This window comes from Legionella beliardensis (assembly GCF_900452395.1).
Lineage (GTDB): Bacteria > Pseudomonadota > Gammaproteobacteria > Legionellales > Legionellaceae > Legionella_C > Legionella_C beliardensis.
Genome location: NZ_UGNV01000001.1, coordinates 365,332 through 379,832 on the forward strand (window position 1 = coordinate 365,332; position 14,501 = coordinate 379,832).

The window sequence follows — 14,501 nt, forward strand, 5'->3', positions numbered from 1 at the left end:
GTTTCATTGTTGGTTATAAATTTGAATAAATCAATGTGTAGCGCTGTTTTTTATACTTACCCGTAAAATAGGTAGCCATTAATTATCTTTATTCTCTTAAGCCCACGCCTTTTTTTAGCAGAATTAAGTTAAGAATAATGAGTGCAATAATTATTACGCAAATAATGCTCATAGCAAGTGTCACATTAACTTCTTCTTGGCCAATCATAGCATGTCGTATCGCATTAACCATGTATAAAATAGGATTAAAATGTGATATTTTTTGCCAAAATAGCGGTAGCATATTTGTTGAATAAAACACGCCGCCAAGATAGGTTAAAGGGGTTAATACAAAGGTTGGAATAAGCATAACATCATCAAAATTACGAGCAATCATAGCATTAGTAAAGCCAGCTAATGAAAAGAGGGCTGAGACTAAGATAATAACTAAAATGGAAAGTAGCATATTATCAATCTGCATGGGCATAAAAAAGCTAGCTACCAGCATCACTAAGATGGCTACAATAAATCCTCGAATTATTCCGCCTATTATATAGCCAAGTAATAACAGACCATTATGCACAGGACTTACTAAGATTTCTTCAATACTTTTTTGAAAGCGTACACTAAATAATGATGTTGAAACATTACCATAAGCATTAGTAATGACAGACATCATGACTAAGCCTGGCGCAATAAAGGAAATATAATCTACCCCTTGTATAGGGCCAATACGACTACCAATCAAACGGCCAAATATTAAAAAGTAAAGTGTAGTGGTAATAACAGGAGGTAGAAAAACCTGACTTGCTATGCGAAACATGCGTACCACTTCGCGCCTTACAATAGTATAAAGTGCGATTAATTGCTGATTAATGGTCATGATTAATTAAATCCAAAAAAAGTTCCTCTAAGCGATTCGTTTTATTTCTTAAACTATGAATAAGGACACCTCGTTGGCTTAGCTCTGTAAAAACATCATTTAAGCTTACATGATTGTCAATACGGAGCTCAAATGTATGCGCATCAATTATTTCCGGTTCAAAGGGGAGTAGTGGTGGTAATTTATCGAACGGGGTTTGCGTTGTGAATACTAAGGTTTGATGGTGCAAGCTGGTGAGTAGTTTTTTCATTGAGGTGTTTTTAATAATCTCACCTTTATCTATAATAGCAATATTTTTGCATAATTGTTCTGCCTCTTCTAGATAATGAGTTGTTAAGATTATTGTCGTTCCCAGGGCGTTGGTTTGCTTGAAAAAATCCCACATGCTGCGTCTTATTTCAATATCAACCCCCGCCGTGGGTTCATCAAGAATTAAAACTTGGGGTTTATGAATGAGAGCTCGCGCTATCATCAAGCGTCGTTTCATGCCGCCCGATAAATGGCGTGCAATCGTTTGCCGTTTTTTCCATAGTCCTAACTGCTGTAAAAGCTCATCGACTCGTGGTTTGGCTAGGTGTCTTGCAATACCATAAAATCCTGCTTCATTAAGTAAAATTTGCTCACACGTCTCAAAAATATTTAAGTTAAACTCTTGTGGAACGAGCCCTATGCACGATTTGGCTTGGGCGGGCTGTTGATCAAGATCATAGCCACATATTTTAACCGTGCCTGATGTTTTAGTTAAAAGGGTAGTAATAACGCCAATGGTTGTTGATTTACCAGCACCATTTACACCTAAAAGAGCAAAAAAGTCGCCGGCCTTTACTGTTAAATCAATACCTTTTAGTGCCTGCACACCACTTTTATAAGTTTTGCACAATTGTTTAATTTCAAGAGCGTACATAAATTCTCATAGCTAATGTCTATTATCGCATTATCAATACAGTATTTTGCAAAATAACATAATTTGTTGCTATTAAATAGAAATAACCTCGTTGTGCGCTAAATTGAAACATCACTAAATTCATTGCTTTCGTCTTCTGATTCGTAAGGCTTAACAGCGTCTCGTATCCTAGCTAACTTTGCAGCAATCTCGGGATTATTAAATAAGCCTATAGGGCTAAGTTTTTTTTTTCTAAATCCATGGGTACGGATGGTATTTGCGCTTCGCGCTCGGCTACTTTCCTTTTTAATTCACTCAGAAAATCATTTGAACCAAATAAACCTGGGCTAGGTTTTGATTTTGACCCATTTCCTAAATTTACTTTATTAATAATTGGTGGTTTTGGAGGTGTTGGAGGCTTTGGACTAGGTGGTAAATTGGTGATTATCTTGGTAACACTGCTAAGAGGTAATTGCTCAGTTTTATTGGTTGCTGGCAATGGCTGTTCAGATAAGTTTTTTACAGGTGTAACTAGCTCTTTTGATGCTACAAGCCCAGAATTCATTAGAGTATCTAGGGTGGCAATATTATCTTTTAATTTTTCAAGAATAGGTCCTGCGGCTGATAATTTTTCCCATTGATTTTTAGACGCTTCGAGCGCTGCAACTTGCTCTCTAAGAAGCGTATTTTGCTCTTTTAATAAATTCCTTTCTTTTTCTAGGCAACTAATTTGATCATTAAAGATAGCTTTTTCAATCTGGTGTGCTTTTTGTAAATTTCCTACGGCACGTTGTAAGTCATTTAACATATTCATGTTATGTTTAGCTTCTGGATTTATTTCAATAAATACGCCCTCAGTGAGGTAAATATAACTGCCGTTATCAGGATAATACTCACTAAGAAAGGTAGTAAATAAGGTAAAAAAACAGGGATCGGGGGTTGCGTAACGTACGGCAGTAATAGCTAAGATAGAAATTAGAGTTTTCTCATCTAATAAACTTTCATTGTCTTTGATACAAGTTAATATAATTTCTAAATTGTTTTGAAGATCTTCAAAGTGAGCATCTTTTTTACGAAAATAGGTTCCTATACCTTTTTGAGAATAATCCTCAACTAATTTCGTGGTTAACTCAATAAAGTGTGGCGAAAGCGGCATTCCTAGCTCCTTAAGAACGTTCCCTTCTTGCATTTAATACTAACCTGAAGTGCGCGTCAATTAGACATTGCTAAGATTTATAAAAACTAATGACTAATACGCGCTCACCAATCAAAATTTTTGCTTAAATTAATGACGGTTTTAGCAAAAATTATAGAAAGGTAGTACTAAGTCAGGCACAATGGGTTGTATCACTTCTTAAGTAGTCTTTTAAGAAGCTAAAGATAATTTTAGTCTAAAATTTAGGAGAAAATTTGGAACTGGATGTTATTCACTATAATGAATTATTAAATTCCTCGTTGTCTATTGCTAACCTAGAAGAACCCTTATTAAAGAAAGGAATTATAGGTATCAGTCATGTTCCTGGGTTTGAGCAAAAATATAACGAATATATTAAAGTAGCGCGGCAATTTTCTCTGCTTGCAGAATCAATTAAACAGCAATATGCGCCTAATCGCGATGCTGGCATAACTGAAGGCTATGAAATTGGTGTTGAATGGTTTAAAAATTTAAAGGATGAGTGGCAAATTGATACCCAGAAAGCATCCTATTATGCTTGTGTGCCTGATCAACCATTAAATAAATGGCCAACGGAAGTAAATCTCAAAACAGCTTACCTTGCGCTGGGTGAATTGATATTTACTGTAGGCAAACAATTACTAAACAAAATGGGATTAAACGATTCCGTTCAGCTTAATCATGAACTACTTACAGGATATGGAAGAATGCTGCATTATCATGGGAGCCAAAATGGGCCTGATAGTCATGAGGATTGGTGCGGAGCACATCACGATCATGGTCTATTTACTGGCCTAATTCCAGCTGCTTATTTTCACCAAGGATCAGAAATTGAAGAACCTGAGAACACAGGCTTATACATCATGTCTAATAATAGCAAGGCATTTGAAAAGGTTAAACTACCTAACAAATCAACATTATTATTCCAAGTTGGAGAATTTGGCCAACTCCTATCTAATGATCGTTTTATTGCTACCAAACATATGGTTAAAAAAGCACCAGTAGGTGTTGAGCGATTTACTTATGCCTTATTTTATTCTCCAGATGAAAACATGTTGATCAAGCCAAATTCAATATTAACTAACGATTTAAGATACCTTGAAAATCAAGATATTAAAGGGTTTATCAATTATAAACGTTGGTCTAAGGCTTCCCTTGCAAGATATCGCGCTAAATAACTTACTATGTATTGTTGTTGAAAAAATCTCCATTTTATTGATAATGAGCATTCCTTAACCATTTTTAGAAGATTTATGAGAGCAAAAGAAGAGGAAATATGCCGGTTACTCGATGGGCTTGCTATAACCATGTTTGGTAAGCGAATTCATAACCCTAATGGTGAAAGAAGAAAATTTTACGACATTCATCCCTACACCAAACAAGGAACAGGCGTTTCCTGTACTATTTCTTATACAGATGCTGAAACGGGTGTTATTTATATTCTGGGTGGGAAAAAAAGAAATAAAATCCAATATGACCAGATAGGTGGCTATACACGTGGCCAGGGTCCAGAAAACAGTGAATTACAATTTGATAAGCGCAGTGATGATGAAAGAGATAGGGATGAAGAAGCTATCATTGGAAATTTAAATGCTGTTACTATTTCCGAGCAAGAAAAGCCCTCATCTTCTAGTCAGGCAACTCAAGCTTATACTTTAAAGCAATTAAAAGATGCGTCTAACGAGGGTTTTTTGCAACAGCAAGCTAATAAATTAGGTAAAAAGATTAATCCCTTGTTAATGAAGTCATTCCTTTTTAGCTCAGGCATTAATTATTCTAATGATTATAATGCTTGGGATACGGCTTTAAGAGAAACAAAAGAAGAAACTGGTCTAAATTTAGAACATTGTAAACCCCATGAACTCTATACTTCAGATGATTTTGGCATTACCAATGAAGAACGTTTACATACCAAGGTGACTCATTATTTATTTCACCTTGGGCGCTTAAAAGAGCCTCCTGCCGTACAAGCTGGCAGTGATTTAGAAATTGTTCATTGGCTACCGTTGCATCAGGTTAATTTAGAAGCAAATACACTAAATGAAAGGCCAATAAGGCAAAGTTATCTATTGCAAACGCTACCACGAGCAGTAAAAAAAATTAGAGAGCTAGAGTTAGCTGAAGTGACAGGTAATGTGTTTACTAAGTATAAAAATATTAAGGAAGCTACTCTGGCTAATCCCTATACGTGGGAAGCGCATCTTAATCATCAACGCATTCTAAAAAAAGCGAAAGATTTAAGTGCAAAGATGCAGTCTTTCTTAGAAAACGAAGCTAATGCTAATGACTCACAACCTGGGCTTTCGCTATAGATTAGGCCCCTATAAGCAAGCTAGGTAAGCAAAAATATATATTTATTGCTTGCCTAACGTCGTATAGGCTTGCGTACCCGCCTATACGTTTAAATTTCCTCATGCTAATTCATAAGATGAAAGCAATGACTATTATTTTCTTTATATAAATCATATTCTAAGAAAATTAATAATTACTTATAAGTTAATATGATTTGGCCTAATAAATTGCTTAAAAAAATTGGTATAACATATCCGATAATTCAAGCACCAATGGCTGGTGGCGCTACAACGCCAGAGTTAGTTGCTGCTGTGTCTAATGCTGGAGGATTGGGTTCCTTAGGCGCAGGTTATATGTCACCAAATGATATTAGACAGGCCATAAAAAAAATTAGAGCGTTAACTACTAAGCCCTTTGCTGTCAATCTTTTTATTCCTGGGCCCTATCAAGTATCAGCTTCTAAAATTGAGAAAGCGCTTAAGGATATTAATCAATGTTGTCCTGAATTAGAACTAGAAATAAGTGCTATCGTTGAACCTTATGCACAACCTTTTGATAAGCAAATGAAGGTGCTTATTGAAGAAAAAATTCCGATTTTTAGCTATACCTTCGGGACATTAAGCCCTGAATGGATAGCACAGTTAAGAAAAAATAATACAATTTTAATTGGCACAGCAACAACATTAACTGAGGCACAATTACTGGAAGAAAGTGGGATTGATGTAATTGTTGCACAAGGCGCTGAAGCGGGCGGGCATCGTGGAACTTTTATAGGTAGAGCAGAAGATGCATTAATTGGACTACTTAGCTTGCTACCGCAATTAGTAGATCATATTACAATCCCTATTATTGCAGCAGGAGCCATCATGGATGGCAGAGGGATCATGGCAGCAATTGATTTAGGTGCTTGCGGCGTTCAAATGGGAACTGCTTTTTTAACCTGTCCTGAATCCGGTATTCCAGAGGCCTATAAAAAAATTCTATTAGAGCAACAAAAAGATAATACGGTATTGACCCACGTTTTTTCTGGAAAAATGGCACGTGGTATACGTAATAAATTCATTGAATGCATGAGTGAAAAATATATTCTTGACTATCCCGTACAAAACGCCCTAACAACCATGATGAGGAAAAAAGCAAAAGAAAAAAATAACAGCGAATTTATGTCTTTATGGGCAGGACAGTCAGCCAATTTATGTAGAAAAATGACTGCAGAAGAATTAATCAGGATTTTAATTGCTGAAACAGAAAATGTTGCTAAGCAATATAAATCGTTAAATTCGTAGATTAGATAAGCAATTTCATGTGCTTACTTGCGCAAATCAAATTAAACAGTATGGCTTAGTTGGATAATATTCATTAATTCAATGGAGATTATATTAAGCTGGGTGGTAACTAGTTCTATGTCTTTAGGATATGCACATTGTGCTTCATCAAGCTTCTCGAGTGATCTTACAGCCCAGTACAGTTTTCCACTTGCAGCCCAAGGATCGTTTTGTAAGATTTTATCTCTGGTAAAGCGGGTATCGTCTGCTGCAATTTTTAATGTGAGGGCACAATGTGTGTTTTCATTGATGGTTAGATTATCTAGCCGTTTAATTAATGTATTACAACGTTTTGCTAAATGTTTTATCTGCGCATCAGGCATACTAAAGGCTGTTATGGTGAATAAGAAAAGTAAAATAGTAAGAGCTTTATTAATCATTTAATCCTCCATGAATTATTTATTATAACTATACAACTTTTAAGCGTTTTGATTAAAGTTAAATAATTGTATTAGAAAAATCTTTTGTTTTCATCCAGCCTGTAATGCTAAGTCTATTTTTAGTGGTTTTATGGACTTCATGAGGTAAGGTACTTAAGAAGCAAATAAAGCGATTCCATTTAGGAGAAATCGAAATCATGATTTCATTTTGCTGATTATAAAGGGTTAGGTGGCCGCCGAAGTTATCTTGCCAATTAGGATTAAGATAATAGACAAAAGAAACTTGTCTAGTGTGTTTACTACGAAACTGATCAATATGTTTACGGTAAAAGGAGCCAGCTTGATATAAGGCAAAATGAGTTTCAAATTCTTCTAAACCTAAATAAAGTTGCTGATTTAAAAGCGTTTTAATTTGCGTGATCACTTGCCAAAATGGCGTTATATTAGGAGACTGTTCGTCTAGCCAAAAAATCTTATCCGATCGTATCGTGTTATTAGCCGCAGCATGAGCCTGATTACCTATCTTAGCGGCTTGAAATTGATGATTGGCTGCCAGCTCTAGTGCAGTGTTTCTTAATATTAAAGCAGTTTGCTCATCTAAAAAGTGATCGCTAATATGAAAGCCTTGCTCGCAGAGCTGATCTAATAAAAGATTAGGGTTTATCACAAGAAGAACGTATTAAATAGGAAGCATTTTAAGCAAAATTTGCTTTTTTACAAGAGCTAGCAGGATAGAATTAACGGCGCACCGGAATGCAAGGCGCATCAACAAATTCATCATTTATTTTGAGTACCATATTAATACTGCGTCGATGATACCTGGAAAGAATGTCAAAATTAGCTGGTGTCACATAACCATAGCTACTGCCACAATAAACAAGTGATGTCGCCCACCTAGTCGGTTTTGCAGAAATTGGAATATCGCACTCCCAACGGAAGCGAGTTAAGTCACAGTTAGCAAAGGCTAGCTGTAAAGGAATAAAACATAGCAATATAGTAATTTTTATTTTATGCATCATCTTTCCTTGCTTTGCATATATATCGACTTTTTATAGAGACTCTTTAATTTAAATTTATTTATAAATTTAAATGCCATACTGTTCTTAATGGTCAATTATTGTTTTAATGACTAATAAACATATCAATATTGGGTTAGGCTTTATTCTTCGTATAACAAGGATTCAAGGAGGAGTAACTTGTCTACAGAACAATTTTTAAGCTTACTTCGACAAGGCGAATATGTCAGTGTATTAAATTGGCCTAATTTTTTAATTTCTAAATATCAAGGAGAATCAGAGCGCTCAATAAGTGGTGATGATTTATTAGTACTCGCTATTTACGAGCTAATTAATTCTGATTTTTCTAAAGCAGATTTAGAATTCATACAAATTTTGTATGCTTTTTTAACTACCTTCATCTTGCCTCCTGAGAAAGCCTATGCAGGCACAGTGATCATTAGTGCAGCTATGCAATATTATGTTTATCTAGAAAAAGGTTTAATTGAATTTTATAAAAATAAAAACTTAGCTGATGTAAAAAGTATTGAACAATGGATGAGTAGGGATAATTTAATATTAAATACCCAAGAAAATGGCGTTTATTTAGCAGAACAAGTGGCTCTGTTTGAAAAAGACTTGCCTAAATACAAGGAGGTGGTGGAGGGGATAGGAAAAAAAATCCTTGCAATAGCAAGTTATCAAGCATTGTGTTTAGAGTACATTAATTTACTAAGTAATTTTTCTCCTGAGCAAACTACGGTAAAAACTGGATTACGACTTGGAATTGCACAATCCCTTCATGAGTATTTATGCCATCAAGTCATGCTAACGCCAGAAATAAAGCAGGAGATAATGGCTTATCTTAATAAAATTAATGCAGAATTAGAACCAGGGTTAGCTTTTAAGTGGGAAGAGGCTTACCTTAAAAAATTGGAAGATAAAACTATTTTTCAACGCCTTTATGATGATTCAGTCTATTGCTTAGGATTTTTTACTAAAAACATTATTAATACTATTTTTGCCTTAAATACGGATGAAAAATCAGAATCAATAGAAGAAAAAAATAATTTTCCACATTAGCTTTGAGCTAGGTTAAGCTGGTAATCTTCATGATCTAACAGGCGTATTTTGTAGTCAAGCGCTTCAATTTGTCCCATATAACCACCATAGGTCATTTTACCTACTACCCGATGGCAGGGTATAAATAGTGCCAGTGGGTTGCTTTTACATGCTTGGCCTATAGCTCTCGGGCTAGTTTGCAATGATTTTGCTAGATCACCATAGGTAATAGTGCGGCCAACAGGAATGACTAAAAGTGCATTCCAAACTCGCTGTTGATAGAGGGTGCCTTGAGGTTTTAGTGGCAGCTGAAAACGATGGTGGCAATCATGGAAATAAGCATTAAGCTCAGAGGCAATGAACGAAGATAATTTATTAGTTTCTGAGCTTATAATAGGATGCTTAGTAAATCTAGAATGATAAATATAATGCTCATCGAACTCTAAATGAAGCCAGCCTGCTGGTGTCTCAAAAGAGGTAGCAATGAGCATAAGATTTAACTGTCTTTTTTAGTAGCTAGTTTTTCTTTAATACGAGCCGCACGTCCCGCTAAGTCACGTAGGTAGTATAATTTAGCACGACGGACATCACCACGACGTTTAACAGTAATACTATCAACAACAGGACTGTACGTTTGAAAAACACGCTCAACACCAACGTTATGAGAAATTTTTCTCACTGTAAAGGCAGAATTTAAGCCGCGGTTACGCTTAGCAATAACAATACCCTCAAACGCCTGTAAACGCTCGCGAGTACCTTCCTTTACTTTTACCTGAACTAAAACGGTATCGCCTGGATTAAAATCAGGAATAGTTTTGCCTTGCATTTGCTCAGCATTTAACTGGTCAATAATATTGGTCATGAAGTCACTCCTCAAAATGGCGTTCTAACGAGAATCGCCGTGTTCGCGTTTAAACTCAACAAGTAGCTGCTTGTCGAGATTACTTAATTCAATTGCTTCGAGTAACTCGGGTCGTTTCAGCCAAGTTCTCCCTAGCGCTTGTTTTCGGCGCCAGCGTTCAATGTCATAATGATTACCACTTAGTAAGACCGCCGGAACATCCATTCCTTCTACTGTAGCAGGCCTCGTATAGTGGGGATAATCAAGTAATCCATTCATAAATGAATCTTGCGCGGCCGATTCTGGATGACCAAGACTTCCTGGAAGAAGACGCAAGATAGCATCAATAAATACCATGGCTGCTAATTCGCCGCCACTTAATACAAAATCACCAATAGACCATTCTTCATCGACATGATGCTGAATGATACGTTCATCTATGCCTTCATACCGTCCTGCAATAAACAGTAACGGTTGTTTACGCTCAGCAACAACGTTTAAGTCCTGCTGCTTTATTATCTTTCCTTGCGGACTTAAATAAATAGTTTTACAGTGGGCTGGCATATGCTGCTTGGCATGCAAAATAGCAGCATTGAGAGGTTCATACATCATGACCATCCCCGGGCCCCCGCCGTAAGGCTTATCATCAACTTGTTGGTAAGGTCGTAAAGACCAATCGCGTGGGTTCCAATAGTCAATTTGTGCTAGGCCTTGTGTCACTGTACGGCCAGGTATACCGTAATTTAATCCGGCAAATATATCTGGCATTAAAGTAATGATACCTAAATGCAATGTGTCAACCATTGTGCCTACGCTTTATGCCTCTTTACTTACCAACTAAAATAGGTGAAGCAAAATTTAATTCTCATTTTAATATGATTTAAGAAGAAAACTGACTACCTAAATCATGACTTAAGTCATATAGTGATTTTCACTATTAAAAATCGATATCCCAATCAACAATAATGCGTTGTTGTTTAAGATCTATTTCTATTATAAATTGGCCTTGTACATAGGGAATCAAATGCTGCTTACTTTCCCCATCTTTCTGCACCAATAAAACATCATTAGAGCCTGTAGGGAGTATGTCAGCCACCCTACCAAAATGCTCACCTTGTTTGTTAATTACCTCTAAGCCTAATAGCTCATGCCAGTAGAATTCATCTGGACTGAGTTTTGGTAATTGGTCTTTATGGACTCTAATATCACAATTTGTGAGCGTCATTGCCAATTCACGTTCACTAAATCCTTCTACTCTAACCAAAACGTGCTTATCTGTAATGTCTACGTTAAGTAGATTCACTGGCTGCCATGCTCTATTAATATAAGCATGCCAACCTTGATAATTAAGAATATTAGTACGTGGTTCGGTAAAGGAATTAACTGAGATAAACCCTTTAATTCCATGAACCCGACCAAAACGTCCTACAATAATCCAGTCATCAACCACGTTATTCAGTTGTGCCAGTCTTTTTGTATTCTTTAATTAAAGCGCGTACTCGATCAGAGAGTTGTGCACCTGTGTTTTGCCAATGAGTGACTTTATCCATGTCTAAGTGCAGGCGTACTTCTTGACCGCGTGCTACTGGATTGAAATAGCCTATGCGCTCAATATAGTTGCCATCCCTACGTTTACGGCTATCGGTAACAACCATGTGATAAAAAGGGCGCTTTTTTGCACCTGCTCTTGATAAACGTATAACGACCATTATTTTCCTCTTTAAGAGTGTTACGGTAAAAATGCCGTGTATTGTACGAAAATTAACTCAGTAAGGGAAGCCTTCTAGATTAATTATTTAAAATCATCTGGTAGAATTCCTTTTAATCCCGGTAGCCCCTTGATGCCACGCATCATTTGTTTAAGTCCGCCTGGTTTAGTAAATTTTTTCATCATTTTTTGCATTTGCTCGTATTGTTTTAACAAACGATTAACATCTTGAATCTGTGTCCCTGAGCCTAACGCTATTCTTTTTTTCCTAGACCCAACAATAATTTTAGGCATGCGACGCTCTTTTAGGGTCATGGAATTAATAATAGCAATGGTTTGATTCATGGCTTTATCATTAATTTGACTCATCGCTTGTTGTGGTAGTTGGCTAATACCAGGTAATTTGCTCATCATACCCGCAATACCGCCCATATTATTCATTTGCAAGAGTTGCTCTTTAAAATCTTCTAAGTCAAACCCTTTGCCTTTCTTTATTTTTTTGGCTAATTTTTCACTTGCTTTTTTATCAGCTTTGCGTTCAACCTCTTCTATTAAGGATAGAATATCACCCATACCAAGAATTCGAGAAGCGATTCTATCTGGATGAAAAGGTTCTAGCGCATCAATTTTTTCACCGCTACCTAAGAATTTAATAGGCTGGCCGGTGATGTGTTTAACGGATAATGCAGCCCCACCACGAGCATCGCCATCGGTTTTAGTTAAAATAACACCTGTTAGTGGTAAAGCCTCATGAAATGCTTTAGCAGTATTAGCAGCGTCTTGGCCAGTCATACTATCAACTACAAACAGTGTTTCAACAGGGCTTATCACTTGATGAATGGATTTAATTTCTGCCATCATTTCATCATCAATATGTAACCGTCCTGCGGTATCAACAATCAGTACATCCACGTATTGTTTTTTAGCACTATCTAGTGCTTTTCGGGCGATATCAACTGGTTTTTCATGCGGCTCGGCATGATAGAAAGGTACATTAAGTTGATTAGCTAATAATTGTAATTGTTCAATTGCAGCTGGGCGGTAAACGTCTAAGCTTACTAGCATTACTTTTTTATCTTCTTGTTCTTTAAGATATCGCGCTAATTTCGCCGCACTGGTGGTTTTACCAGAACCTTGTAAACCGGCCATTAAGAAAATAGCAGGTGGTTGGGTTTTAAAGTTAAGTTGAGCTCGCTCATCGCCTAATAGATGAACTAATTCATCATGAACAATTTTAACCAGTGCTTGTTCAGGCTTTAAATTAAGGTCTACTTCTTGGCCTAGCACTTTAGTTTTTGCCTGTTCAATAAATTGCTTAACTACCGGCAGGGCTACGTCCGCCTCAAGTAAAGATAGGCGTATTTCGCGTAAAGCTTGTTGGGTATTTTCTTCAGTAAAACGACTCTGGCCACTGAGTGTTTTAAAAGCTCGCGTTAGACGTTCAGTTAAGTTTTCAAACATGATGTCATCCAATCGAAAAAAGAGTAATTGTAGCACGCTAAAGTGTGGCTGCAATGATTGTATGTAAACAATTAATAGTGATTAGTACTATACGTTTAATATGCTATTTTAGCTTGGTCATGGCTTTCTGTAAAAAAAACTGTATTATAATCTAGCTTAGACTAAGTCTGCCGCTAATAGGCAATTAATTTAAATTCTATTTAAAGGTAGTAAGTGGAATTCTCCTTAATTATTTTATTTTTAATATTAATTATCTTAATTGGTATTTCTGCTTTTTTTTCAGGCTCTGAAATAGGGATGATGTCGTTAAATCGTTATCGATTGCGTCATTTAGCTAAGGGAAAAAATAAACAGGCAATGCGGGTGAGTAGTTTGTTACTGAGGCCCGATAAGTTATTGGGTGTTATTTTAATAGGTAGTACATTAGCAAATATCGTCGCTTCAACAGTAGCAACTTTAATTGGTCAGCGATTATATGGTAATGCAGGTGTTGCGATTGCAACTATTTTATTAACGCTAGTTATCTTAGTTATTTCTGAGATGATTCCTAAAACGCTAGCCGCTCTATACCCGCAGCAAGTTGCTTTTGCAGCGTCCGTTCCTCTTAATATTTTACACATTGTCATGGCGCCGCTCGTGCAAACAGTCAGTTGGGCTACTAATGGTATTTTACGGTTATTTGGCGTATCACTTGATCAAGCCCAGCGTGAAGCATTAACTGCCGATGAGTTACGCTCGGTTGTGAATGAAGCAGGAGGTTTGTTGCCTTTAGAGCATAAAAGCATGCTGATTGGTTTGCTGGATTTAGAGAAGGCGACGGTTGAAGACATTATGGTTCCTAAAGCAGATATCGTAGGAATTGATTTAAATAAGTCTTGGCATGAAATACTTGATCAATTAGAAACAGCACAACACACACGCTTACCACTTTATCAAGAGACGATTGATCAATTAATCGGTATTGTTCATGTGCGCAGTATTTTAAATTTAAGCTTAGAAGAGCGTTTAAGCAAAGAAACATTAATTAAAATTGCAGATGCGCCTTATTTTATTCCTGAGGAAACACCTCTAAGTACGCAAATCTTAAATTTTCAAAAAGTAAAAAAACGCAGCTCTTTTGTAGTGGACGAATATGGTGATTTGCAAGGCTTGGTAACACTCGAAGATATTCTTGAAGAGGTAGTCGGTGAATTTACTACCGATATAGCTACCTTAGGTAAGGATATCATTCAACAAGATAAGGAAACGGTATTAGTTGATGCAAGTATCACGCTTAGGCATCTAAAGCGCCTGCTAGGGTGGCAATTACCTGCACTTGGCCCACGAACTTTAAGTGGCTTAATTATAGAGTACCTTGGTTATATTCCTCCTGCTGATTGTTGCTTAAAAATAGAAAATTATCAGATAGAAATTTTAAAAGTCAGTGACAATATGGTTAAGACTGTTCGGATGAAAAAGGTTAATGCGAAGAGGCAGTAAGGGTAATTCTATTTGCTTTCTTTTTATATTTAAATTTAA

General features: G+C 36.4%; 17 protein-coding genes. 5 read left to right on the forward strand and 12 right to left on the reverse strand.

Annotated features, from left to right (window positions below; all coding sequences use genetic code 11):
• Positions 1-88: 88 nt before the first annotated feature.
• From DYE47_RS01670 to DYE47_RS01680, 3 genes are all read right to left on the reverse strand, one after another.
• Positions 89-862, reverse strand: coding sequence for an ABC transporter permease (locus tag DYE47_RS01670; RefSeq protein WP_115301607.1), 774 nt, complete (start codon positions 860-862; stop codon positions 89-91).
• Positions 852-1,766, reverse strand: coding sequence for an ABC transporter ATP-binding protein (locus tag DYE47_RS01675; RefSeq protein ID WP_115301608.1), 915 nt, complete (start codon positions 1,764-1,766; stop codon positions 852-854). The genes DYE47_RS01670 and DYE47_RS01675 overlap by 11 nt, the downstream gene beginning before the upstream one ends.
• A gap of 208 nt (positions 1,767-1,974) precedes the next feature.
• Entirely contained in the window at positions 1,975-2,901 is a 927-nt protein-coding gene (locus DYE47_RS01680; protein WP_131750109.1) for a hypothetical protein, read from the reverse strand.
• Positions 2,902-3,155: 254 nt separating this feature from the next.
• Here DYE47_RS01680 and DYE47_RS01685 point away from each other — a divergent pair, with 254 nt between their 5' ends.
• The 3 genes from DYE47_RS01685 to DYE47_RS01695 all read left to right on the forward strand — a co-directional run bounded on the left by DYE47_RS01685 (position 3,156) and on the right by DYE47_RS01695 (position 6,497).
• The gene (locus DYE47_RS01685; protein WP_115301610.1) at positions 3,156-4,097 is read left to right on the forward strand and encodes a 2OG-Fe(II) oxygenase family protein; all 942 of its coding nucleotides are present in this window, start codon (positions 3,156-3,158) and stop codon (positions 4,095-4,097) included.
• A 75-nt stretch (positions 4,098-4,172) separates the two neighbouring features.
• Complete coding sequence (locus tag DYE47_RS01690) at positions 4,173-5,231, forward strand: NUDIX hydrolase (protein ID WP_115301611.1); 1,059 nt, start codon at positions 4,173-4,175, stop codon at positions 5,229-5,231.
• A 189-nt stretch (positions 5,232-5,420) separates the two neighbouring features.
• On the forward strand, positions 5,421-6,497 hold the full coding sequence (locus DYE47_RS01695) for an NAD(P)H-dependent flavin oxidoreductase (protein ID WP_423202412.1): 1,077 nt from the start codon (positions 5,421-5,423) through the stop codon (positions 6,495-6,497).
• Positions 6,498-6,538: 41 nt separating this feature from the next.
• Here DYE47_RS01695 and DYE47_RS01700 read toward each other — a convergent pair whose 3' ends face one another.
• From DYE47_RS01700 to DYE47_RS01710, 3 genes are all read right to left on the reverse strand, one after another.
• Positions 6,539-6,916 carry a hypothetical protein gene (locus DYE47_RS01700; RefSeq protein WP_115301612.1) on the reverse strand — a complete coding sequence of 126 codons (378 nt, stop codon included), beginning with the start codon at positions 6,914-6,916 and terminating at the stop codon, positions 6,539-6,541.
• A gap of 58 nt (positions 6,917-6,974) precedes the next feature.
• Complete coding sequence (locus DYE47_RS01705; RefSeq protein ID WP_115301613.1) at positions 6,975-7,583, reverse strand: 2OG-Fe(II) oxygenase; 609 nt, start codon at positions 7,581-7,583, stop codon at positions 6,975-6,977.
• 70 nt (positions 7,584-7,653) lie between these two features.
• A complete protein-coding gene (locus tag DYE47_RS01710; protein WP_115301614.1) occupies positions 7,654-7,935 on the reverse strand; it encodes a hypothetical protein in 282 nt (93 codons plus the stop codon).
• 177 nt (positions 7,936-8,112) lie between these two features.
• On the opposite strand from DYE47_RS01710, the gene DYE47_RS01715 reads away from it, so the two are divergent.
• Positions 8,113-8,994: a helical bundle domain-containing protein gene (locus DYE47_RS01715; protein WP_115301615.1), complete on the forward strand. Its 882-nt coding sequence runs from the start codon at positions 8,113-8,115 to the stop codon at positions 8,992-8,994.
• On the opposite strand, the gene DYE47_RS01720 is transcribed toward DYE47_RS01715, so the two are convergent.
• The 6 genes from DYE47_RS01720 to ffh form a co-directional block, all read right to left on the reverse strand.
• On the reverse strand, positions 8,991-9,464 hold the full coding sequence (locus DYE47_RS01720; protein ID WP_115301616.1) for a methylated-DNA--[protein]-cysteine S-methyltransferase: 474 nt from the start codon (positions 9,462-9,464) through the stop codon (positions 8,991-8,993). The genes DYE47_RS01715 and DYE47_RS01720 overlap by 4 nt on opposite strands.
• A gap of 5 nt (positions 9,465-9,469) precedes the next feature.
• A complete protein-coding gene (gene rplS, locus DYE47_RS01725; RefSeq protein WP_115301617.1) occupies positions 9,470-9,835 on the reverse strand; it encodes a 50S ribosomal protein L19 in 366 nt (121 codons plus the stop codon).
• A 24-nt stretch (positions 9,836-9,859) separates the two neighbouring features.
• On the reverse strand, positions 9,860-10,618 hold the full coding sequence (gene trmD, locus DYE47_RS01730; RefSeq protein ID WP_115301618.1) for a tRNA (guanosine(37)-N1)-methyltransferase TrmD: 759 nt from the start codon (positions 10,616-10,618) through the stop codon (positions 9,860-9,862).
• 133 nt (positions 10,619-10,751) lie between these two features.
• The gene (gene rimM / locus DYE47_RS01735; RefSeq protein ID WP_115301619.1) at positions 10,752-11,273 is read right to left on the reverse strand and encodes a ribosome maturation factor RimM; all 522 of its coding nucleotides are present in this window, start codon (positions 11,271-11,273) and stop codon (positions 10,752-10,754) included.
• Positions 11,266-11,523, reverse strand: a complete 258-nt coding sequence (gene rpsP / locus DYE47_RS01740; protein ID WP_115301620.1) for a 30S ribosomal protein S16 — start codon at positions 11,521-11,523, stop codon at positions 11,266-11,268. Before rpsP ends, rimM begins: the two co-directional genes overlap by 8 nt.
• An 83-nt stretch (positions 11,524-11,606) precedes the next feature.
• On the reverse strand, positions 11,607-12,983 hold the full coding sequence (gene ffh / locus DYE47_RS01745) for a signal recognition particle protein (RefSeq protein WP_115301621.1): 1,377 nt from the start codon (positions 12,981-12,983) through the stop codon (positions 11,607-11,609).
• 213 nt (positions 12,984-13,196) lie between these two features.
• On the opposite strand from ffh, the gene DYE47_RS01750 reads away from it, so the two are divergent.
• Positions 13,197-14,462, forward strand: a complete 1,266-nt coding sequence (locus DYE47_RS01750) for an HlyC/CorC family transporter (protein ID WP_147285922.1) — start codon at positions 13,197-13,199, stop codon at positions 14,460-14,462.
• Positions 14,463-14,501 lie beyond the last annotated feature (39 nt).